A 20,683-nucleotide genomic window follows, 5' to 3' on the forward strand; every position below is an offset into this window, starting at 1 on the left:
GTAGGCGTGAAGGGCAAGATTCTTTTCGTGGCAGGAGCCGCAGCCGGCTACGTGCTGGGAGCGCGTGCCGGTCGGAAGCGGTACGAGCAGATCGCCTCGGCGGCGAACAAGTTCTGGCAGACGCAGCCCGTGCAGGACGTCGCGGGCGCCGTCGGCGGAGCCGCCAAGACGCAGCTCAGCACCGTCTCGGACAAGGCCTACGAGCTCGTCCGCACCGTCGTGGTGAAGGCGGTCTCCGGCGGCAAGAAGGCCCAGGGCGCCTCCTCGGCCGAGGCGACCGCCGCGGCCCGCTCGGCCGCGTCGAAGGTCGACGAGGCCGCCGCCGCGGCCGGCTCCGGAGGATCGACGTCGTCGTCCTCCACCAGCAAGGCGTAGTCCTCATCCCTCCGGGCCGTCCGTTCGGCCGAGGCCCGGCACGACCACCCTCCGAGGAGCCCCCGTGGTGAACGAACGCAATCCGAAGAACGCCCGATCGCTGGGCGAGCTGGTCAGCGACCTCCCCGGTCTCGTGATCGAGCTCGTCAAGGCCGAGATCGCGTCCCTCAAGAACGAGCTGTCCGGGAAGGCGAAGAGCGCCGGACTCGCGGTCGCGCTGTTCGCGGTCGCGGCCTTCTTCCTCCTCACCGCGTGGGCGACCCTCGTCACCTTCGCGATCATCGGCATCGCCTCCTGGCTCCCCGCCTGGCTGTCGGCGCTGATCGTGACCGTGTTCTTCCTGCTCGTGGCGGTCGTGCTGATCCTGGTCGGCGTCAAGTCGATCAAGAAGGCCGTCCCGCCCGTTCCGCAGGACTCGATCGAGAGCATCAAGAAGGACGTCCAGGCGTTCAAGGGAGTCGGCAGCTATGACAACTGATCGCGCTGTATCCAGCACCACGCCCCGCTTCGTCGACCCGGCGGAGCTCCAGCCGAGCCAGCTGAAGGCGGACATCGAGCGCGCGCGCACCGAGCTCGCCGCGACGCTCGACGCCATCGAGTACAAGGTGAACGTCCCGCGCAAGGTGCGGAACGTCCAGCGGACGCTCGAGCGCAAGGTCTCCGTCGTGCGCAAGCACCACCCCGAGGCGCTGATCGCCGGGGCCGCCGGTGCTGCCGCCGCGGTCGGCCTCGTCGTCTGGGGCATCGTCCGCGCCGTCGTCGAGGACTGACCCCACCCGCCTCACCTCCTGCGCCGAGGGGTCCGGATCGCTAGCGCTCCGGACCCCTCGGCGCCAGAGCTCCTCCCGCTTTTGTGCATCCGCACGAGCGGAGGGATGATGGATCAATGACCGATCAGACCGCCGACACGGCGGGTCCCGTTCAGTCCGCCCCCGACACGAGCGCCGCTCCGGCGCCGCAGCCCCCCGCCGATCAGGATCACTCCGATCAGGCCCTGGGATACACGCTCTGGGCGGTTCTCCGCAGGGATCCCTCACGTCCGTTCACCCTCTCCGCCGACGAGGCCGCCCAGGCGGCCGCCGGCTACGAGGACACCGTCGCGCGGCTCGCGGGCGAGGGCGTCACGGTGCGCGGCACCTACGACGTCTCGGCCCTGCGAGCCGACGCCGACATCATGCTCTGGCTGACCGGAGCCGCGCCCGAGGAGCTGCAGCGCGCCTACCGGGATCTCCGCCGCACCGAGCTGCTCTGCGCGCTGCTGCCCACCTGGAACGCGATGGGCGTGCACCGCGACGCCGAGTTCAGCGCGAACCACCTCCCCGCCTACATGCGCGGAAAGGCGCCCGCCCGCTGGCTGACGGTCTACCCGTTCGTCCGCTCCTACGAGTGGTACATCCTCCCCGAGGAGGAGCGCCGCACGATGCTCGCCCAGCACGGCCGTCAGGGCTCGCGCTTCCGCTCCGTCCTGACCAACACGGTGGCCTCGTTCTCGCTCGGCGACTACGAGTGGATCCTCGCGCTCGAGGACGAGGAGCTGGTCAACCTGGTCGACCTCATGCGCGATCTGCGAGCCACCGAGGCCCGCCGCCACGTGCGCGAGGAAGTCCCCTTCTACACCGGTCGGCGCATCGAGGCCGACCAGATCGCCGAGGTCCTCCGATGAGCAGCACCGTCCCCGCCCCCGAGGCGCGCGACTTCGCCGAACCCGTCCCCGAGGTCGCCGAGGGCGTCCTCGTCCGCGGTGCCACGCCGGCCGCGGCGTCGGGCCCCGAGCACGTCACCGAGCCGGTCGCCTACGACGCGATCCTGCTCGCCGGCTTCGGCGGCCCCGAGGGCCAGGACGACGTCATCCCGTTCCTGCGCAACGTCACCCGCGGCCGCGGCATCCCGGAGGAGCGCCTCGAGGAGGTCGCCCACCACTACCGCCACTTCGGCGGCGTCAGCCCGATCAACGCGCAGAACCGCGCGCTCAAGGCCGCCCTCGAGGCCGAGCTCGCGAACCGCGGCATCGACCTGCCGGTGCTCTGGGGCAACCGCAACTGGGCGCCGTACATGAGCGAGGCGGTGACGGAGGCGAAGGAGCGCGGCTTCTCGAACCTGATCGCCATCGCCACCAGCGCCTACTCCTCCTTCTCCTCCTGCCGGCAGTACCGCGAGGACTTCGCGGCCGCGCTCGACGCGACCGGCCTCGAGGGCGAGCTGCGGATCGACAAGGTCCGCCAGTTCTTCGACCACCCCGGCTTCGTCATGCCGTTCGTGAAGGCCGTCCACGACGGGCTCGACGAGCTGCGCTCGCGCCTGCCCGGGCTGGACGTGGCGACCGAGGTCGAGGTGCTCTTTGCGACGCACTCGATCCCCTCCACCGACGCCGCGCGCAGCGGCCCGCACGAGCGGCACGAGGACGGCACGGTCGTCGACGTCCACCACTTCGGCGACGGCGGCGCCTACGAGGCGCAGCACCTCGCGGTCGCGGAGGTCGTGATGGCGGCGGCCGGCGCGGAGGACGTGCCGTGGCAGCTCGTCTACCAGTCGCGCTCCGGCCCGCCCACCCAGCCGTGGCTCGAGCCCGACATCAACGACGCGATCGCCGAGCTGCCCGCCAAGGGCCGCAAGGCGCTGGTGATCGTTCCGCTCGGCTTCGTCTCGGACCACATGGAGGTCATGTGGGACCTCGACAACGAGGCGCTCGAGACCTCGGAGGAGCACGGCCTCGTCGCCGTCCGCGTGGCGACGCCGGGCACCGACCCGGTCTACGTCTCCGGTCTCGTCGACCTGGTGATGGAGCGGGTCAACGGCACGCCCGTGGAGGACCGTCCGTCGATGACGGCGCTCGGCCCCTGGTACGACGTCTGCCGTCCCGGCTGCTGCGAGAACGTGCGCGCGGGCTTCAAGCCGGCGCTGGCGGGGATCGCGCCGTGACGGGCGGGGTCGCCCTGTGACGGGGAGCATCGCCCCGTGAGCATCCGAGTCGGCACCCGCGCGAGTGCGCTCGCGGTGGCGCAGACCCGGATGACCGCCGATCGGATGGCACAGGCCGCCGGCGTGCCCGTCGAGCTGGTGCGCATCGAGTCCGACGGCGACCGGATGCGCGGCTCGCTCGCCTCGCTCGGCGGCACCGGGGTCTTCGTGAGCGCGCTGCGCGACGCGCTGCTGGCCGGGCGCTGCGACGCGATCGTGCACTCGCTGAAGGACCTGCCGACGGCGCCGGTCGAGGGCCTCGTCCTCGGCGCGGTGCCCGAGCGGGAGGATCCGCGCGACGCGCTCTGCGCCCGCGACGGCGCGACGCTCGCGACGCTGCCCCGCGGTGCGCGGGTCGGCACCGGCTCACCGCGGCGTCGCGCGGCGCTGCTCGCAGCGCGCCCCGACCTCGAGATCGTCGACATCCGCGGGAACATCGACACCCGGCTCGGCCGGGTGGCCGACGGGAGCTCGTCGCCGCTGGACGCGATCGTGCTCGCCCTGTCGGGGCTGCGGCGCCTCGGGCGCACCGACGCGGTCACCGAGGTGCTCGACTTCAGCGTCTCGCCGCACGCGCCCGGTCAGGGTGCGCTGGCGATCGAGGTCCGGGACGAGGAGCCGTCCGACGATCTGCGCGCGGCCCTCGCGGCCGTCGAGCACGCCCCCACCCGGGCGGCGATCACCGCCGAGCGGGCGCTGCTGGCCGTGCTCGAGGCGGGCTGCGCGGCGCCGATCGGCGCGAGCGCGACGGTCGAGGCCGGCCGTGTGGTGACGCGCGGCGTCGTCTTCGCGGTCGACGGCTCTGCGTCCCTCTCTCGGGAGGTGGCGGAGCCGATCGATAACGGTTCGGTCGACGGACCTCGACACCTGGCGGTTTCGCAGTATGGTGGTCGCGAACTGCCCGTCGTCGAAGCCGCGTTCCGTTGCGGCTCTCTGCTCGCTGACGCGCTTCTCGGTGCGGGTGCCGCCCAACTCGCACCTCTGGGAGCCTCTTCGTGATCGTGCCCGCCGCCTACTCCCAGTGGGAGAAGCCGTTGCAGGGCTGGCGTGTCCTCGTCCCCCGCGGAGGTCCGTGGGGCGACGGCGTCGCCGGTGCCCTGCGCGCGAAGGGAGCGTCGCCCGTCGTCGCGCCCATGATCAACTTCGCGCCGACCGACGACTTCCCGGCGCTCGAGCAGGCCCTGGCCGACCTCGAGGCCGGCGCCTTCGACTGGATGACGGTGACCAGCGCGACCACGGTCGACGTGCTGTCCCTGCTGCGCACGACCGTGCCGGCGGGGACGAAGGTCGCCGCCGTCGGCGAGACCACGGCCGCGGCACTCGTGGCGGCCGGCTACTCCGTCGATCTCGTCCCGTCCGAGGACAACTCGGCGAAGGGCCTGCTCGCCGAGTGGGAGCAGGCGACCGGCGGGCAGCACCCGCTCCGGGTGCTCACGCTGCGCTCCGAGATCGCGAAGCCGCTGCTGACCGAGGGCCTGAAGCGCATCGGCCACGACGTCCGCTCGGTGGTCGCCTACCGCACCGTCGGCGTGCAGGTCGAGGACCGCGTCGTCGCCGATGTCGCGAGCGGCGCCGTCCACGCCATTCTGATCACCTCCGGGAGCGTGGCCGAGCAGGTGCAGAAGCAGCTCGGCCCGGTGCCCGAGTCGACGCTGGTCGCCGCCATCGGCCCGCAGACCGCCAAGGACGCGCGCGCCTTCGGCCTGCGCGTCGACGTCGTCGCCGACGAGCGCTCGGCCTCCTCCCTGATCGAGGCCGTCGCCGGCGTCGCCGCGGAGCGCGCGCCCCGCTGACCGACGCTCTTCGCGCACAACATCAGCCAGGAGTCGATCTCATCGCCCACGGGCGATGAGACGGCCTTTCAGCTGATGTTCCTGCGGCGGCGCTGTGCCGGCGTCCAGAGGTGCTTCTGTCTTCGGATGAGCGTCAGCAGGACTTCCTCTGTCCGCGGCCGATCGTCCATGATCTGGTGGTTGTCGAGCCGGATGCAGAGGTACTCCTGGCGGGCGAGTTCGAGGTCGCGCCGCCGGTCCTTGTAAAACTGCTCTGCGCTCGAGTGGTAGCGGTAGCCGTCGCTTTCGACGACCATCCGCTCGCCGACGATCCCGCTCACTCGGCCGACACGGGGGATGTGCACCTGGGGACGGAACTGCACGCCGAGTGCGCGCATGCAGACGCGGGTCTTGCTCTCGAGTCCGGACTGACTGCGTCCGTCGACGCGGTCGAAGACCGAGCGCTTTCCGGCGGGAGCGACGGTGCGGAGTGCCTGCACGTCGTCGACGCCCAGGAGCCCGATGTCGAGGGCGGAGTCGATCGAGGCGATCGCGTCCACCTCGCTCACGCAGGTCACGAGATGCAGAATCGCGGCGCCGATCCCGTCTCGCGCGAAGGACCGGCGGCCCTGGCCCGGCCAGCGACGCCAGTGCCCGACGACTCCGGGCCGGGAGTCGTGAACGGACGAGTCGCCCAGCGCCACGTGGAGGACCGGTCGCTCGGACGTCCAGACGCCGAGATGACGGAGGAGGGACACGCAGGTCAGCACTCCGCCTGCTCTGATCGCTGCGACCTCGATGGGCGACGCTCCGGCGAGGGCGTACCAGCCGCGACGCACCCGGACGACGGTTCCATCGTCGAGAGCACGATCGAGGGTCGAGCGGTTGATGCCCGCGTCGACGAGGGCGCGTGCCGGAGCGAAGCCGCCGCCGGCCGCGAGGAGAGGAGAGAATGCACGCGCTGAAATCTCGCGGCTGCCGACCTGGTGCGGGGCTCAGCGGAGTCGATTCAGGGGACAGACCGGCAAGCGGGGCGCTTGGTGAGGACTCACCATCAGCTGTGCACCACGGTCACCGGCGATGGCGGTCGAGATGGACTGTCAGCTGATGTTCTGCGGTCAGGGGGCGCGACGCGAGCCCGGCTTAGGCTGGAGGCATGACCGCGATCCGCCCGCGGCGCCTCCGCACGACCCCGGCCCTCCGCCGGCTCGTGCGGGAGACGCGCGTCCACCCCGCCCAGCTCGTCCTCCCGCTCTTCGTCGCCGAGGGGATCACGGAGCCTCAGCCGATCGGCTCGATGCCGGGGGTGTCGCACCACTCGCTGGACAGCGTCCGCCGCGCGGTGACCGAGGCGGCCGAGGCGGGGCTCGGCGGCGTCATGCTGTTCGGCGTGCCGACCACCCGCGACGCGGTGGGCTCCGGAGCGACCGACCCCGACGGCGTGCTCAACGCCGCCACGCGGGTCGTCGTCGAGGAGGTCGGCGACGCGCTCGTCGTGCAGACCGATCTCTGCCTCGACGAGTTCACCGACCACGGGCACTGCGGCGTCCTCGACGCGCACGGCCGGGTCGACAACGACGCGACGCTGCTCCGCTACGAGCAGATGGCGCTCGCGCAGGCCGAGGCCGGCTCGCACCTGCTCGGGCTCTCCGGGATGATGGACGGCCAGGTCCGCGCGATCCGCGCGGCCCTCGACGGCGCCGGCCACCTCGACACGGCGATCCTCGCCTACTCCGCGAAGTACGCCTCCAGCTTCTACGGCCCCTTCCGCGAGGCCGTGCAGTCGACGCTCGAGGGCGACCGCCGCACCTACCAGCAGGACCCGGCGAACCGCCGCGAGGGGCTGCGCGAGGCGACGCTCGACCTCGCCGAGGGCGCGGACGTCGTGATGGTGAAGCCGGCGATGTCCTACCTCGACGTGCTCTCGGACGTCGCCGCGATCTCCGACGTGCCGGTCTGGGCGTACCAGGTGTCCGGCGAGTACGCGATGATCGAGGCCGCCGCCGCGAACGGCTGGATCGACCGCGAGGCCGCGATCGTGGAGTCGGTCACCGGCATCGTCCGCGCCGGCGCCGACGCCGTGCTCACCTACTGGGCCGTCGAGCTGGCGAACGATCTGCTGAAGTAGGCACATCCTCCGTGAAGGGTCCGCGCCGTATCGTGGTCGGGTGACTCCCACCGCGAACGACACCCTGTACGAGCGTGCCCGGCACGCGATCCCCGGCGGCGTGAACTCGCCGGTCCGCGCCTTCCGCTCGGTCGGCGGGACCCCGAGGTTCATGGTGTCGGCGACCGGCCCGTACATCACCGACGCCGACGGCCGCGAGTACGTCGACCTGGTCTGCTCCTGGGGTCCGGCCGTCCTCGGCCACGCGCACCCCGAGGTCGTCGCCGCCGTGCAGGAGGCGGCGGCTCGCGGGCTCTCCTTCGGCGCGTCGACCCCGGCCGAGACCGAGCTCGCCGAGCTGGTGGAGGCGCGGATCACGGCCGGCGGAGTGTCGCCGATCGAGAAGCTGCGCCTGGTCTCCACCGGCACCGAGGCGACGATGACCGCGATCCGCCTGGCCCGCGGGGTCACCGGCCGCGACCTGCTGATCAAGTTCTCCGGCCACTACCACGGCCACTCCGACGGCCTGCTCGCCGACGCCGGCTCCGGCCTCGCGACGCTCGCCCTGCCCGCGTCGGCCGGCGTCACCGCGGCCACCGCCGCGCAGACGATCGTGCTGCCCTACAACGACCTCGACGCGGTGCGCGCGGTCCTCGCCGAGCGCGGCTCCGAGATCGCCGCGGTGATCACCGAGGCGGCCGCCGCGAACATGGGCGTCGTCCCGCCCGCGCCGGGCTTCAACGCGGCACTGGCCGAGCTCGTGCACGCCAACGGCTCGCTGCTGATCATGGACGAGGTGCTCACCGGCTTCCGCGTGAGCGCCGGCGGCTGGTGGGGGCTGGAGAACGCGGGCGCCGGTGCGGATGGTGCCGAGGCGCCCTACGTCGCCGACCTCTACACCTTCGGCAAGGTCATCGGCGGCGGGATGCCGGTCGCGGCGCTCGGCGGCCGCGCGGACGTGATGGACCACCTGGCCCCGCTCGGGCCGGTGTACCAGGCGGGCACGCTCTCCGGGAACCCGGTCGCCGTGGCCGCCGGCATCCGCACCCTGCAGCTCGCCGACGACGCCGTCTACGCCTCGCTCGACCGCACCGCCGTGACGCTGCAGCGCGAGGTCTCGGCGGCGCTCTCGGCCGAGGGCGTCGTGCACACGGTGCAGAGCGCGGGCAGCCTCTTCAGCTTCATGTTCACCGACATCGGTGGACCGGTGCGCGACTACGCCCAGGTCCAGGCGCAGGAGTCGTACCGCTACCCGGCCTTCTTCCACGCGATGCTCGACGCGGGCGTCTCGCTGCCGCCGTCGGTGTTCGAGGCGTGGTTCGTCTCGGCCGCGCACGACGACGCGGCGATCGGCCGGATCGTCGACGCGCTGCCGGCCGCCGCGAAGGCCGCGGCGGCAGCGCGCCCGCAGGAGTAGGCGGTCGCGCCGGGGATCAGCCCCGGCGTGACACCGACTTCGGCAGCACGAAGACGAGCGCGAAGGCGGCGATCGCCATCAGCGCGCTGACCAGCATCGCCGGGGCCGCGGCGTCGAGGAAGCCCGAGGCGACGGTGTCCGGGCCGGTGATGACCAGGCCGCCGAAGAGGATGCTGCCGATCGCGGCGATGCCGACCGCCGAGCCGATCCGCTGGATCGCCGAGATCACGCCACTGGCCGCGCCCGCGTCCTGCGGGTCGACCGTCGAGACGATGAACTGCACGTTCGGCGCGATGAAGAAGCCGTTGCCGATGCCCGCGATGAACAGCGGCGCGAGCAGCTGCCAGTTGGTGATCGAGTCGGGCGTCGCGGTCAGCAGCACCAGCCACACCCAGATCAGGCCGACGGCGAGCAGTCCGCTGCCGAGCACCAGGACGTTGCGGCCGAGCTTCGCGGTGAGGCGGTTGCTCTGCGAGGAGCTGACGATGCTGCCGATCGCGAAGGGGATCGAGACGAGGCCCGACTCCAGCGCCGTGTGGCCGAGGCCGGACTGCCAGAGCAGCGAGATGGTGAAGAAGATGCTCGTGAAGGCCGCGAAGTAGACCAGCGCCAGGATCACGCCGCCGGTGAAGGCGGGGTGGCGGAACAGGGTCGGCGGGACGAGCGGCGCGCGGCCGCGGCGGGTGTACGCGACCTCCCAGGCGCCGAACGCGGCGAGGAGGATCACGCCGCCGGCGATCGAGAGGAAGGTCCAGAGCGGCCAGCCCTCGTCCTCGCCCTGGATCAGCGGCACGAGCAGCGCGACGAGCCCGCCCGAGACGAGGATCAGCCCGAGCCAGTCGACGCCGCCGCTCGGGGCGCGGTCGCCGTCCTGGAGCTCGCGGCGGGTCGGCAGCAGCATCGCGGCGGCGATGAGCGTCGCGACGCCGATCGGCAGGTTGACCCAGAAGACCAGGCGCCAGCCGTTCTCGTCGCCGAAGGCCTGGATGATCAGACCGCCGATGATCGGGCCGAGCGCCGACGAGACGCCGAGGACGGCGCCCATCACCGCGAACGCCTTGCCGCGGGCGGGGCCGCGGAAGAGGATCTGGATGTAGGCGTTGACCGCCGGGACGAAGATCCCGCCCGCGAGGCCCTGCACGACGCGCGCGATGACGAGTTGGACGTCGTCGGCGGCCAGGCCGCAGGCGAAGCTCGCGACGGTGAACAGCGCGACGCCGCTGACGAAGACCCACTTGTGCCCGAAGCGGTCGCCGAGGCGGCCGGCCGGGATCAGCGCGAGGCCGAAGGCGAGCGCGTAGCCCGAGATGATCCAGGAGAGCGTCGACTCGGAGGCGTCGAGGGTGGTGCGGATCGTCGGCAGGGCGACGTTCACGATGGTGGTGTCGAGCAGGGCGATGAACATGCCCGCCAGGAGGACCACGAGGGAGCGCCAGGCGCGGCGGTCGGGGGCCGGCGGGGCGCCGGTCACGCGGTCGGACGACGTCTCGGTCATGCGGAGGGAGGCCTTTCGAGAGGCGGGAGAAAGGGGGAGGGGGAGCGGGACCACCCATCGGGGGTACGACCGCATGTGAACTCTCGCAGGAGCACCCGGGTTTCTGCACGCCTTGGCCTGTGGGGGCCTTCAGGTGCGGGGGCGGAACCGCCGTCAGCGGGGGCGGAACCGCCGTCAGCGGGGGCGGAACCGCCGTCAGCGGCGGCGGGACTCGGCGGCGCGGGCGCAGTCGATGCAGAGGTCGGCGGTGGGGCGGGCCTCGAGGCGGGCGGCGCCGATCGGGCGGCCGCAGCGGGCGCAGTCGCCGTAGTCGCCGGCGGCGAGGCGCGCGCGGGCGGCGGCGAGATCGCGCTCGGTGCGCGCGAGAGCGTCGCGCACCCCGGCCATCCGCGACCACTCCGCCGAGAGCGGGGTGCCCTCCGGATCGTGCTCGTCGTCGGCGGTGCCGTCGGCGCGGTCGAGGAGGAGCTCGCGGAGGGACTCATCGAGTGCGGCCGCCTCGCGCCGAGCCTCGGCCTGCCGCTCGGCGAGGCGCACGTCGAGGAGTCGCCGCTCGTCCGGATCCGTGGCCATCCCTCCATGCTGCCACCGCGACCCCCGGGCGCCGAGTGCGATGGGCGGGGCAGACTAGGGGCATGCCCGTCGTGACCGTGCTCCCCGACCGCCTCGAACTCCGCCTGACCCGCGCCGAACGGGTGCTCGCCCTGCACCGCGGCGACGTCGTCGTCGAGCGCTCGAGCATCCGCTCGGCGACCGTCACCGAGGATCCGTGGATCTGGGTGCGCGGGATCCGGGCGCCGGGGACCGCGGTGCCCCTGACCCTCGCGGCCGGCACCTGGAAGTTCCACGGCGGCAAGGACTTCCTGCTGATCAAGCGGACGGCCGCTGCGGTGGTGATCGACCTCGTCGACGAGGAGTACTCGCGCCTGATCGTCAGCACGAAGCACGCCCCGGAGCTGATCGCGGCGCTGCAGCTGGGGACCGCGACCTCGGCGATCCCCGTCATCGAGACGGACGACCTCGTCGTCGTGCCGGCCGTCGCCGAGCAGGCCGCCGAGCGCCTGGCTGCAGCGCAGGCGGAGGCGGAGCGCAGGGACGAGCAGACGCCCGCGGAGGAGACGCTCGCGGAGGAGACGCCTGCGGAGGAGACGCCGGCCGAGAAGGAGACCGTCGCGAAGAAGCCCGCGGCGAAGAAGGCGCCCGCGAAGAAGCCGGCGCCCGAGAAGTCGGCGCGCGAGAAGCCGGTCGCTGAGAAGACCGCCACCGAGGCGCCTGCGCCCGAGAAGCCCGCAGCGAAGAAGCCGACCGCGAAGAAGCCCGCCGCGAAGCCGCGCCCCGACTCCTCCGTGGGTCACGCCTCCGCCGAGCCCAGTGGCGCGACCGAGGCCGCCGAGTAGCTCGGACCGCCGCGCGACCCGAGCTCCGGAGCGTCAGCCCCGGACGTCGACCAGCGTGCGCCCGTGCGCGCGCCCTTCCAGCAGGTCGGCCGCGGCGTCGATCGCGCCCGCGAGCGGCACCGCCGTGGTCAGGCCGTCGAGCAGCTCCAGGTCGAGGTCGTGGGCCAGCCGGCGCCAGGCCTCCTCGCGGAGCTTCCTCGGTGCCTCCACCGAGTTGATGCCCGCGAGCGTCACTCCGCGCAGGATGAACGGCATCACCGTCGCGGGCAGGTCGCCGCCCTGCGCGAGACCGCAGGCGGCGACGGTCCCACCCCAGCGGGTCTGCGCGAGCGCGTTGGCGAGGGTGTGCGAGCCGGCGGAGTCGATCGCGCCTGCCCAGCGCTCGGACTGCAGCGGCCTGCCCTTCTCGGACAGCTCGGCCCGGTCGAGGACCTCCGTCGCGCCCAGGCGCTGGAGCAGCTCGCCGTGCTCGTCCGCGCGCCCGGTCGAGGCGACCACCTCGTGGCCGAGCTTCGCGAGCAGCGCGACGGCGAGGGAGCCCACGCCGCCCGAGGCGCCGGTGACCAGCACCGGTCCGTCGCCGGGGCGGACGCCGTGCCGCTCGAGGGCGAGGACGGCGAGCATCGCGGTGAAGCCGGCGGTGCCGATCGCGCCGGCGCGGGCGGAGGAGATCGCGCCGGGGATGCGCAGCAGCGACGCGGAGTCGACGCGGGCCCGCTCGGTGAAGCCGCCGTCGAAGCGCTCGCCGAGGCCGGCGCCGTTGAGCACCACGCGGTCGCCGGAGTCGAAGCGCTCAGCTGCGGCGCCGTCCGCGTACTCGACCGTGCCGACGACGTCGATGCCCGCGATCAGCGGGGTGCGGCGCACCACACCCGGCCGGCCGGCGAGAGCGAGGGCGTCCTTGTAGTTCACGCTCGAGTACTCGACGGCGAGGGTCACGTCCCCGTGCGAGCGGTCGGGATCGTCCCGCTCGGTCAGTCGTGCGCGATTCGGGGTCTCGGTGTCGGAGGAGGAGTGCTGCTCGACGACGACGGCTCGGAACATGAGCCCACGCTACGCCCGAGCGCGCGGAACGCGCCCGGGCGGCGGGGTCAGTTCAGCGGCCGGGTGCCCTCGGGCAGCGCGCCGCCGGCGTAGAGGGCGGTCGCCGCGTCCTGCAGGGCGGTCAGCGCGACGCGCTGCGTCCACGGTCCGTAGGAGACGCGGGCGAGGCCGAGCTCCTCGAATCGCGCGGGCGATTGCGAGCCGGGGACGCCGATCACGCTGACCCGCTGGCGGCCGAGCGCGGCCACGAGGGCCTCGAGCTCCGCGTCCTGGAGCAGGCCGGGGACGAAGAAGCAGGTCGCCCCCGCGTCGAGGTAGGCGCGTCCGCGCTCGATCGCGTCGGCGAGCACCTCGCCGCGGTCGCGGTCGCCGGCGCGGAGGAAGACGTCGGTGCGGGCGTTGAGGGCGAAGGGCACGGCCTCCTCCTCGGCGGCGGCGACCGCCTTCTCGACGGAGCGCAGCGCCTCGGCGAGCGGCTTCGCCTGGTCCTCGAGGTTCGCGCCGACGACGCCGACCTCGATCGCGCGGCGGATCGTCTCGCCCGCGTCGCCGTAGCCGGCCTCGAGATCGGCCGAGACGGGCACGTCGACCGCGGCGACGATCCGCTCGATCATCCCCAGGTGCAGGTCGAGCGGGATCCGCTCGCCGTCCTCGTAGCCGAAGGTCGCGGCGATCGAGTGGCTCGCCGTCGCGAGCGCCCGGGTCTCGGGGAGGGCGGTGATCGTGGTCGCCGAGACCACGTCCCAGACGTTCACCACGCTCAGCAGCTCGGGGGCGGTGTGGAGGTCGACGAGGGTGCGGCCGCGCGCTTCGATGCTCATCCGAGCACCGTAGCCCGCTCCGCGACGTCCCCGCGGTGCGCCGCGCAGGCCGCGCTCCCGCAGCCCTCGCAGACGACGAGCTGGGCGCGGCAGGCGGGATCGGCGCAGTTGCGCATCCGGCTGGTCGGCGCCGCGCAGACGGCGCAGCGGCCGAGCACCTCGGCGTCCGGGGAGAAGGTCAGCGAGCCGCGCCCGTCGAAGACGTAGAGCGCACCGCGCCAGAGCCCCGTGTCGCGGCGGGCCTCCTGGTAGCGGACGATGCCGCCGTCGAGCTGGTACACCTCGCCGAAGCCGCGGGCGAGCATCAGGCTCGAGAGCACCTCGCAGCGGATCCCGCCGGTGCAGTAGGTGACGACCGGCCGGCCCTTGAGGTGGTCGTAGGCGCCGGAGTCGAGCTGCTCGACGAACTCCCGGGTGCTCGCGACTCCCGGCACGACGGCGCCGTCGAAGCGGCCGATCTCGGCCTCGAAGGCGTTGCGCCCGTCGAAGAAGACCACGTCGTCGCGCTCGGCGACCAGGGCGTCGACCTCGTCGGGCGCGAGCCGAGTGCCGGTGCCGACGACGCCGGACTCGTCCACCCGCAGCTCCTCGGGCGCTCCGAACGACACGATCTCCTCGCGCACCTTCACCGAGAGCCCGGGGAAGTCGACGCTGCGACCCTCCTCGTCCAGGCCCGAGCCGTCGCTCCACTTCACCTCGAGACCGCGGAAGGCGGAGTGCTCGCGGGTGCGGCGGACCCAGCGCTTGAGCGCATCCATCTCGCCGCCGAGGGTGCCGTTGACACCGTCCTTCGAGAGCAGGACCCGGCCGCGCAGGCCGAGGTGCTCGGCGAGCTCGCGCTGCCAGAGCCGGACGGACTCGGGGTCGGCGAGCGGCACGAAGCGGTAGAACAGCAGGATCTTCGGCAGCACCGGGTCATCCTACGAGGGCCGGGCCGGGTCGGCCGAAACGCTCCGGCAACGCGGGTGTGACAGCATCTCCCGGTGACCGACGCCCCTCTCCCCGTGCCGCACAGCCGCTTCGAGGACGTCTTCGGCCTCGTGACCGGTGCGTTCGTCGTCTCGCTCGGCCTGTTCCTGCTCCGCGCGAGCGAGGCGGTGACCGGTGGGACCGCGGGGCTCGCGCTTCTGCTGGGCTACGTCGTGCCGATCCCGTTCGGTGTGATCCTGATCGTCGTCAACCTGCCGTTCCTGGCGCTCTCGCTGTGGAAGAAGGGCTGGCGGTTCACCCTCCGGACGATGTCCTCGATCGTGCTGGTGTCGGTGCTCGCCGGGCTGCACCCGCTCGCCTTCGGCACGATCCGGATCGATCCGGTCTACGGGGTGCTCACCGGCGACGTGCTCGCGGGGATCGGCCTGCTCATCCTGTTCCGGCACGGCTCGAGCCTGGGCGGTTTCAGCATCCTGGCCCTCCTCGCCCAGGAGCGGCTGGGCTGGCGGGCGGGCTACGTGATGATGGCGCTCGACGCCTGCGTGGTCGTCGCGGCGCTGCTGGTGGTACCGCCGCTCAACGTGCTGATCTCGGCCGCGGGCGTCGTGGTGCTGAATCTGGTGCTCGCCTTCAACCACCGGCCCGGGCGCTACCTCGGTTCCTGAGCGGCGTGGCGTGAGCGGCGCAAGCCCTCGACCTGCGGCCGTCGGTTCCTAGGCTGGTCGGAGGCGCGCGACTGCCGCGCCCGAACGGAGAACCGGATGTCCGACTGGAACTACGACCCCTACGCCCGCCTCGGCGAGGTGCCGACCTTCACCCTCGAGAGCGACGACATCAGCGACGGCGCAGCGCTCGCCCCGCGCCACTACGGCGAGGGCTCGGGCGGCGAGGACGTCTCGCCGCAGCTGCGCTGGTCGGGAGCGCCCGCCGAGACCAAGAGCTTCGCGGTGACCGTGTTCGATCCGGACGCGCCCACCGGCTCGGGCTTCTGGCACTGGGCGGTCTACAACCTGCCGGCCGACACGACCGAGCTGCCGACCGGCGCCGGGGCGGCCGGATTCGAGCTGCTGCCCGCGGGCGCTCAGACGCTGCCGAACGAGATGCGGCTGCGCCAGTTCATCGGAGCGGCACCGCCGGACCGCGAGCACCGCTACTTCTTCGTCGTGCACGCGCTCGACGTCGAGGAGCTCGAGCTCGACCCGGAGTCGACGCCGGCGATCCTCGGCTTCAACGTGCACTTCCACACGCTCGCGCGTGCGGTGCTGGTCGCGACGGCGACGCCGGACGGCGCGAAGGGCTGACGACGGCGGGTCTCGGTGCGCCGCTGCGCGGCTGCTCGACCAGCAGGGAGCTTGCTGATCGAGCAGCCCGCGCAGCAGGCGTCTCGAGATCCGCGCTACCCGAAGAGGGTGCGCGCCTCCTCGTAGCGGGAGTCGGGCACCGTCTTCAGGGTGCCGAGGGCCTCGGCGAAGTCGACGTGGTAGATGTCGGTGCCGCGCAGGGCGACCATGCGGCCCCAGTGCTCGGCGACGACGGAGTCGGCCGCGGCCATGCCGAGGCGGGTGGCGAGCACGCGGTCGAAGGCGCTGGGGGTGCCGCCGCGCTGGATGTGGCCGAGTGTGGTGGCGCGGGTCTCGATGCCGGTGCGGTCCTCGATCATCGGGGCGAGCATCTCGCCGATGCCACCCAGGCGCGGACGGCCGAAGGCGTCGAGGCCGCGCTCGGAGTGCGCGTCGTCCATCGAGTCGAGCGAGAAGCCCTCGGCGACGACGACGAGCGGGGCGCGACCGCGGTCCTGCGCGCTCTGCACCCACTCGACGATCTGCTCGATCGAGGTCTTCTTCTCGGGGATGAGGATCACGTGCGCGCCGGCGGCCATGCCGGAGTGCAGCGCGATCCAGCCGACGTGGCGGCCCATGACCTCGGCGACCATGCAGCGGCCGTGCGAGTCGCCGGTGGTGCGCAGGCGGTCCATCGCGTCGGTGGCGATGCCGACGGCGGTGTCGAAGCCGAAGGTGTAGTCGGTGGCGCCGAGGTCGTTGTCGATGGTCTTGGGGACGCCGACGATCTTGAGGCCCGCGTCGGTGAGGCGCTTCGCGGCGGCCAGGGTGCCCTCGCCGCCGATCGCGATGATCGAGTCGATGCCGTTGCGGTCCATCATCTCGGCGATCTTCTCGGGGCCGCCGTTGTCGCCCTCGAAGGGGTTCGTCCGGCTCGTGCCGAGGATCGTGCCGCCCTGCTTGGCGATGCCCTGGATCTCGGGCCGCCCGAGGGGGAGGAGGTCGCCGTCGACCACTCCGCGCCACCCGTTGCGGAAGCCCACGAATTCTTGGTCGTACACCTTGATGCCCTTGTACACGGCACCGCGGATGACGGCGTTCAGCCCGGGGCAGTCGCCCCCGGAGGTCAGGATCCCGATCTTCACCCGCTCAGAGTAGAGGACGCGGGCACGGGGTCGGGTCGCCCGCTCCGGCCGGAGACGACGAAGGGCCCCTCCTCGCCGCCTCGAGGAAGGGCCCTTCGTCGTTCAGGGACTAGAGAGTGTCAGTGACTAGTTGGCCTGGCTGGTGTTGACGACGCCGTTGACACCGGCGGGGAAGAATCCACCGGAGGTCGCGGCCTTGCTGTTCAGGTAGACGACGTTGAGGACCTGGCCGGGGTTGCGGCTGAAGGCGATGCCGTTGGCGTCGGTGGGCTGGATGTTGGCCTGCCCGTCGACCTTGACGCCCTGGTCGTCGTCGGTGGGGCCGTCGAGGCTGTCGCGCGCGTCGGACAGCTTGCCCGCCTGCACGTCGAGACCGGCGCTGTAGATCGCCGAGCGGATGGCACCGGCGTGGTACGCCTCCACCGCGAGGATGCCGGCGGCCGCCTCCAGGTAGAGCTTCGACTGGATGAGGGGGGCAGCGCCCTTGTAGGCGGTGACTCCGACGTCCTCGAAGACGAAGGCGCCGAGCAGGAAGTTCTGCTCGTTGAGGAACGGGTCGAACGTGCCGCCCGCGGGGATGAGGCCGGCCGCGGCTGCCGCCGCGTTGAAGCTGGCCTCGAGGTTGATGGAGGGGCGGGCGACGGCGGCAGCGCCGAGCTGGCCGCGGAGGAACTTGACGTGCGCCTTCTCGTCGTTGGCGACCTCGCGGGCGAAGGACTTCAGCCACGGGGTCTTGAACGGGACGGCGCGGCCGCCCTTGACGCCGCCGAGCTTGCCGGTGCCGCCGGTGTCGCTGCTCGCGAGGCCGGAGCCGGTGACGGCGCGGAGGTAGAACTCGGCCTCGAGGTACTCGAGGTTGAGCGCGAAGTTGAGGACGGCGGCGTCGCCGGGGCCCTCAGCGGCGACCTCTTCGGCCGAGGCGGCGGGGGCGGAGGCCAGGGCCGCCGCTCCGATGCCGAGTCCGGCGACGCCGGTGGCCTCGAAGAAGCGGCGACGGTCGAGAGCCGTCTCCGAGCTCCTGACGATCGCGTTGCGGATGAATGTGGTGTCGAACATGTGCGCATCTCCAGTGATAGGCGGTTGGCCGGGCTGACGGACTGTGCCGCGACAGCGCGAAACTACGCCCGGGATCGGGGCGCTGCCTAGCGGAATCGGGGGATCCAGATTGCGCATGTGTTCTTCCGGGTTGAACCAATCCGGGACGGTCACCGCTCCGAACACGTGGTGGATGGCAGTTCTGCGGGACACCCGATCAGCCCGCCGTTCCGGGTCCCTCGGCGAGTGTCGGCGGCCGCGGCTAGCATCGCTGCGTGTCGTCCGCCCTCCCCGCTCCCGTGCCGTCCCTGGCCACGGTCTACGCGCCCGCCGTGCCGGTGAGCCTCGCGCTCACCCTGCGCACGCTGCTGCGCGGCTCGGGCGACCCGACGATGCTCATCGACGCGACCGGCTTCTGGCGCGCCTTCCGCACGCCGCTCGGCCCCGGCACGCTGCACCTGCGGCAGGCGGCCGACGGCGCCGTGCACGCGCGGGCCTGGGGCGAGGGCGCGGAGTGGCTGATCGATCACGTGCCCGAGCTGCTCGGCCATGGCGACGACTGGAGCGCGCTCGACCTCTCCGCGCACGGCCCGCTGGCCGAGGTGCTGCGCCGCTCGGCGGGGCTGCGGCTGACCCGGGCGAACCTCGTCTTCGAGATGCTGGCGCCGTCGATCCTGGAGCAGAAGGTCACCAGCACGGAGGCGTGGCGCGCCTACCGCGCGCTGGTGCGGCTGCACGGCGAGCCGGCTCCCGGGCCGGTGCCGCTGCACGTGGCGCCGTCGGCCGAGCAGTGGCGCCGGGTCCCGTCCTGGGACTGGCACCGGGCGGGTGTCGACCCGCGGCGCTCGCGCACCGTGCTGACGGCGGCGCTGGTGGCGAAGGGGCTCGAGCGCACGCTGGCGCTCGGCCGCGGCGGCGAGGTCGTGGCGCAGCGCCTGCAGTCGGTGCCCGGCATCGGGCCGTGGACGGCGTCCGAGGTGATGATGCGGGCCCACGGCGACCCGGACGCGGTGAGCGTGGGCGACTACCACCTGGCCGCGGCGGTCGGCTTCGCGCTGACCGGGCGCCTCGGGGTCGACGACGACGGGATGCTCGAGCTGCTCGAGCCGTGGCGCGGGCACCGGCAGCGGATCATCCGCCTGATCGGGACGAGCGGCGCGCGCAAGCCGCGGCACGGCCCGCGGATGACGATCCAGGACCACCGGTGGCACTGACCCGCCGGGTGCTCTGAGGCGGTCCCGCTCTCAGGCGCCGAGCGCCTCCAGCACCGCCATCGCCGCGTTCTGGCCGCCGATCCCGGAGACCCCGCCGCCGCGGCGCGCACCCGCGCCGCAGAGCAGCACCCGCGGGTGCTCGGTGGCCACGCCCCAGCGCTGGGCGGGGGTGTCCAGCGGCTCGTCGTCCTCCGCGAACGGCCAGGACAGCGGTCCGTGGAAGATGTGGCCGCCGGGCAGGCCGAGGTTCTCCTCCAGGTCGCGGGTCGTGCGGGTCTCGATGCAGGGGTTCCCGTCGGCGTCCAGGAGCAGCAGGTCGCGGATCGGCTCGGCGAGCACGGAGTCGATCGAGTCGAGGATCGCGGTCTCGAGCTGCTCGCGCGTCGGAGCGTCGTCGCCGGTCAGCAGCCGGTCGGGGACGTGCAGGGCGAAGACGGTGAGCGTGTGCGCGCCGCTCGCGGCGAGCTCCGGGGAGAGGATCGTCGGATCGGTCAGCGAGTGGCAGTAGATCTCGCAGGGGATCGGCGAGGGCACGCGGCCCTGCTCCGCGGCGCGGTGGGCCTCGTCGAGCTGGCGGTAGCCCTCGTTGACGTGGAAGGTGCCACCGAAGGCCGCCTCCGGGGCGACGCTCTCGTCGCGCAGGCGCGGCAGGCGGCGCAGCACCAGGTTCACCTTCACCTGGGCGCCCTCGGGGCGGACGGCCTCCGGGCGCACGGTCTCGGGGCGCAGGGCCTCGCCGCCGCCGCTCAGCAGCCGGTCGAGGACGAACGGGGCGACGTTCGAGAGCACGAACCGCGCCCGCACCCGCCGACTGCGCGGTCCGCGGCGGTAGACGACGTCGCCGGCCGGGTCGACGCTCGTCACCTCGGCGCCGGTCAGGATCCGGGCGCCGGCGTTCCGGGCCGCCCGCTCCAGCGCGCCCGAGACGGCGCCCATGCCGCCGACCGGGACGTCCCAGTCGCCGGTGCCGCCGCCGATCACGTGGTAGAGCAGGCAGCGGTTCTGCGCGAGGTCGGCGTCGCCGGCCCCGGCGAAGGTGCCGATCAGCGCGTCGGTGAGCAGGACGCCGCGCGCCGTGCTCGATCACCTCGCCGATCGGCCGCTCGATCATCGCCCGCCAGATCGCGTCCTCGCCGACGCTTCGCCGCGCCTCCTCCCGGCGCAGCAGCGGCTGGGTGAGGGTCGGCCAGAGGGCGCGCGCCAGCCGCGAGGTGTGCCGGGAGAAGTCGGCGAAGGTCTCGGCGTCCTCCGGCGTGCCCATCCGCGCGAAGGAGTCCGCGGTCGCCAGGGCGTCGCCGGTGTCGACGAGCAGCCCGCGCGTCGGATCGGCGGGGTCGGGTGTGTAGGAGGAGTAGCGGCGGCGCACGAGCGGCACGTCGACCCGCAGATCGGCGAGGATCGACGGCGGCAGGAGGCTGACGAGGTAGGAGTAGCGGCTGAGCCGCGCCTCGACGCCGCGGAACGGGTACTCCGAGACGGTCGCGCCGCCCGCGCGCGCGCCGCGCTCGAGGACGAGGACGTCGAGTCCGGCTTGGGCGAGGTAGGCCGCCGCGACCAGGCCGTTGTGACCGGCGCCGACGATCACGACGTCGACCGAGGGATCGACCGCGGCGGGGGTGTCGGAGCGCAGCGGGCCGGGCGCGGTGCCGCTGCGCTCGGAGAGGTCTCGGGTGCGGTGCCTGTCGCGTCGGGC

Annotated in this window: 21 protein-coding genes and 1 pseudogene; 13 read left to right on the forward strand and 9 right to left on the reverse strand. The window is 73.1% G+C overall.

Annotated elements, in window-relative coordinates; genetic code table 11:
• Positions 1–27: 27 nt before the first annotated feature.
• From MT350_RS00890 to MT350_RS00920, 7 genes are all read left to right on the forward strand, one after another.
• Positions 28–375 carry a YtxH domain-containing protein gene (locus tag MT350_RS00890; protein ID WP_185020476.1) on the forward strand — a complete coding sequence of 116 codons (348 nt, stop codon included), beginning with the start codon at positions 28–30 and terminating at the stop codon, positions 373–375.
• Positions 376–439: 64 nt separating this feature from the next.
• Complete coding sequence (locus MT350_RS00895; RefSeq protein ID WP_123733381.1) at positions 440–853, forward strand: phage holin family protein; 414 nt, start codon at positions 440–442, stop codon at positions 851–853.
• Positions 843–1,145 carry a DUF3618 domain-containing protein gene (locus MT350_RS00900; RefSeq protein WP_123444872.1) on the forward strand — a complete coding sequence of 101 codons (303 nt, stop codon included), beginning with the start codon at positions 843–845 and terminating at the stop codon, positions 1,143–1,145. The genes MT350_RS00895 and MT350_RS00900 overlap by 11 nt, the downstream gene beginning before the upstream one ends.
• Before the next feature lie 116 nt (positions 1,146–1,261).
• Positions 1,262–2,038: a hydrogen peroxide-dependent heme synthase gene (hemQ, locus tag MT350_RS00905; protein ID WP_243600444.1), complete on the forward strand. Its 777-nt coding sequence runs from the start codon at positions 1,262–1,264 to the stop codon at positions 2,036–2,038.
• Entirely contained in the window at positions 2,035–3,294 is a 1,260-nt protein-coding gene (locus tag MT350_RS00910; RefSeq protein ID WP_243600445.1) for a ferrochelatase, read from the forward strand. The genes hemQ and MT350_RS00910 overlap by 4 nt, the downstream gene beginning before the upstream one ends.
• Positions 3,295–3,330: 36 nt before the next feature.
• Positions 3,331–4,332, forward strand: coding sequence for a hydroxymethylbilane synthase (gene hemC, locus MT350_RS00915; RefSeq protein WP_308197455.1), 1,002 nt, complete (start codon positions 3,331–3,333; stop codon positions 4,330–4,332).
• On the forward strand, positions 4,332–5,126 hold the full coding sequence (locus MT350_RS00920; RefSeq protein WP_132435642.1) for a uroporphyrinogen-III synthase: 795 nt from the start codon (positions 4,332–4,334) through the stop codon (positions 5,124–5,126). The genes hemC and MT350_RS00920 overlap by 1 nt, the downstream gene beginning before the upstream one ends.
• Before the next feature lie 68 nt (positions 5,127–5,194).
• On the opposite strand, the gene MT350_RS20310 is transcribed toward MT350_RS00920, so the two are convergent.
• Positions 5,195–5,683, reverse strand: coding sequence for an endonuclease domain-containing protein (locus tag MT350_RS20310; RefSeq protein WP_243615244.1), 489 nt, complete (start codon positions 5,681–5,683; stop codon positions 5,195–5,197).
• Positions 5,684–6,261: 578 nt separating this feature from the next.
• Here MT350_RS20310 and hemB point away from each other — a divergent pair.
• Positions 6,262–7,233, forward strand: a complete 972-nt coding sequence (gene hemB / locus MT350_RS00930) for a porphobilinogen synthase (RefSeq protein ID WP_243615245.1) — start codon at positions 6,262–6,264, stop codon at positions 7,231–7,233.
• A gap of 40 nt (positions 7,234–7,273) precedes the next feature.
• Positions 7,274–8,629, forward strand: coding sequence for a glutamate-1-semialdehyde 2,1-aminomutase (gene hemL, locus MT350_RS00935; protein WP_243615246.1), 1,356 nt, complete (start codon positions 7,274–7,276; stop codon positions 8,627–8,629).
• 16 nt (positions 8,630–8,645) lie between these two features.
• On the opposite strand, the gene MT350_RS00940 is transcribed toward hemL, so the two are convergent.
• Both MT350_RS00940 and MT350_RS00945 read right to left on the reverse strand, forming a co-directional pair.
• The gene (locus tag MT350_RS00940; protein ID WP_243580999.1) at positions 8,646–10,124 is read right to left on the reverse strand and encodes an MFS transporter; all 1,479 of its coding nucleotides are present in this window, start codon (positions 10,122–10,124) and stop codon (positions 8,646–8,648) included.
• A 195-nt stretch (positions 10,125–10,319) separates the two neighbouring features.
• Positions 10,320–10,697 carry a TraR/DksA C4-type zinc finger protein gene (locus MT350_RS00945; RefSeq protein ID WP_243600448.1) on the reverse strand — a complete coding sequence of 126 codons (378 nt, stop codon included), beginning with the start codon at positions 10,695–10,697 and terminating at the stop codon, positions 10,320–10,322.
• Positions 10,698–10,759: 62 nt separating this feature from the next.
• Between MT350_RS00945 and MT350_RS00950 the strand changes: the two genes are divergently transcribed.
• The gene (locus MT350_RS00950) at positions 10,760–11,521 is read left to right on the forward strand and encodes a hypothetical protein (RefSeq protein ID WP_243600449.1); all 762 of its coding nucleotides are present in this window, start codon (positions 10,760–10,762) and stop codon (positions 11,519–11,521) included.
• A 33-nt stretch (positions 11,522–11,554) separates the two neighbouring features.
• Here MT350_RS00950 and MT350_RS00955 read toward each other — a convergent pair whose 3' ends face one another.
• Genes MT350_RS00955 through MT350_RS00965 form a run of 3 tightly spaced genes read right to left on the reverse strand, consistent with a single transcriptional unit; the run spans position 11,555 to position 14,297 of the window.
• A complete protein-coding gene (locus MT350_RS00955) occupies positions 11,555–12,565 on the reverse strand; it encodes an MDR family oxidoreductase (RefSeq protein ID WP_243615247.1) in 1,011 nt (336 codons plus the stop codon).
• Between the two features lie 47 nt (positions 12,566–12,612).
• Complete coding sequence (locus MT350_RS00960; RefSeq protein WP_243615248.1) at positions 12,613–13,386, reverse strand: isocitrate lyase/phosphoenolpyruvate mutase family protein; 774 nt, start codon at positions 13,384–13,386, stop codon at positions 12,613–12,615.
• On the reverse strand, positions 13,383–14,297 hold the full coding sequence (locus MT350_RS00965; RefSeq protein ID WP_243615249.1) for a rhodanese-related sulfurtransferase: 915 nt from the start codon (positions 14,295–14,297) through the stop codon (positions 13,383–13,385). Before MT350_RS00965 ends, MT350_RS00960 begins: the two co-directional genes overlap by 4 nt.
• Positions 14,298–14,369: 72 nt before the next feature.
• Here MT350_RS00965 and MT350_RS00970 point away from each other — a divergent pair, with 72 nt between their 5' ends.
• Both MT350_RS00970 and MT350_RS00975 read left to right on the forward strand, forming a co-directional pair.
• Positions 14,370–14,981, forward strand: coding sequence for a YitT family protein (locus tag MT350_RS00970; protein WP_243615250.1), 612 nt, complete (start codon positions 14,370–14,372; stop codon positions 14,979–14,981).
• A gap of 96 nt (positions 14,982–15,077) precedes the next feature.
• Entirely contained in the window at positions 15,078–15,617 is a 540-nt protein-coding gene (locus MT350_RS00975; protein WP_159423505.1) for a YbhB/YbcL family Raf kinase inhibitor-like protein, read from the forward strand.
• Positions 15,618–15,712: 95 nt separating this feature from the next.
• Here the strand turns inward: MT350_RS00975 and MT350_RS00980 are convergent, their stop codons facing one another.
• Positions 15,713–16,741 carry a 6-phosphofructokinase gene (locus tag MT350_RS00980; protein WP_123701816.1) on the reverse strand — a complete coding sequence of 343 codons (1,029 nt, stop codon included), beginning with the start codon at positions 16,739–16,741 and terminating at the stop codon, positions 15,713–15,715.
• 126 nt (positions 16,742–16,867) lie between these two features.
• A complete protein-coding gene (locus MT350_RS00985; protein ID WP_123701817.1) occupies positions 16,868–17,797 on the reverse strand; it encodes a ferritin-like domain-containing protein in 930 nt (309 codons plus the stop codon).
• A 254-nt stretch (positions 17,798–18,051) separates the two neighbouring features.
• Here MT350_RS00985 and MT350_RS00990 point away from each other — a divergent pair, with 254 nt between their 5' ends.
• Positions 18,052–18,990, forward strand: coding sequence for a DNA-3-methyladenine glycosylase (locus tag MT350_RS00990; protein WP_243615251.1), 939 nt, complete (start codon positions 18,052–18,054; stop codon positions 18,988–18,990).
• A 30-nt stretch (positions 18,991–19,020) separates the two neighbouring features.
• Here MT350_RS00990 and MT350_RS00995 read toward each other — a convergent pair.
• Positions 19,021–20,620: pseudogene (locus MT350_RS00995) on the reverse strand (phytoene desaturase family protein).
• Positions 20,621–20,683 lie beyond the last annotated feature (63 nt).

It is taken from the genome of Rathayibacter sp. VKM Ac-2928 (assembly GCF_022815545.1).
Classification (GTDB): Bacteria; Actinomycetota; Actinomycetes; order Actinomycetales; family Microbacteriaceae; genus Rathayibacter; species Rathayibacter festucae.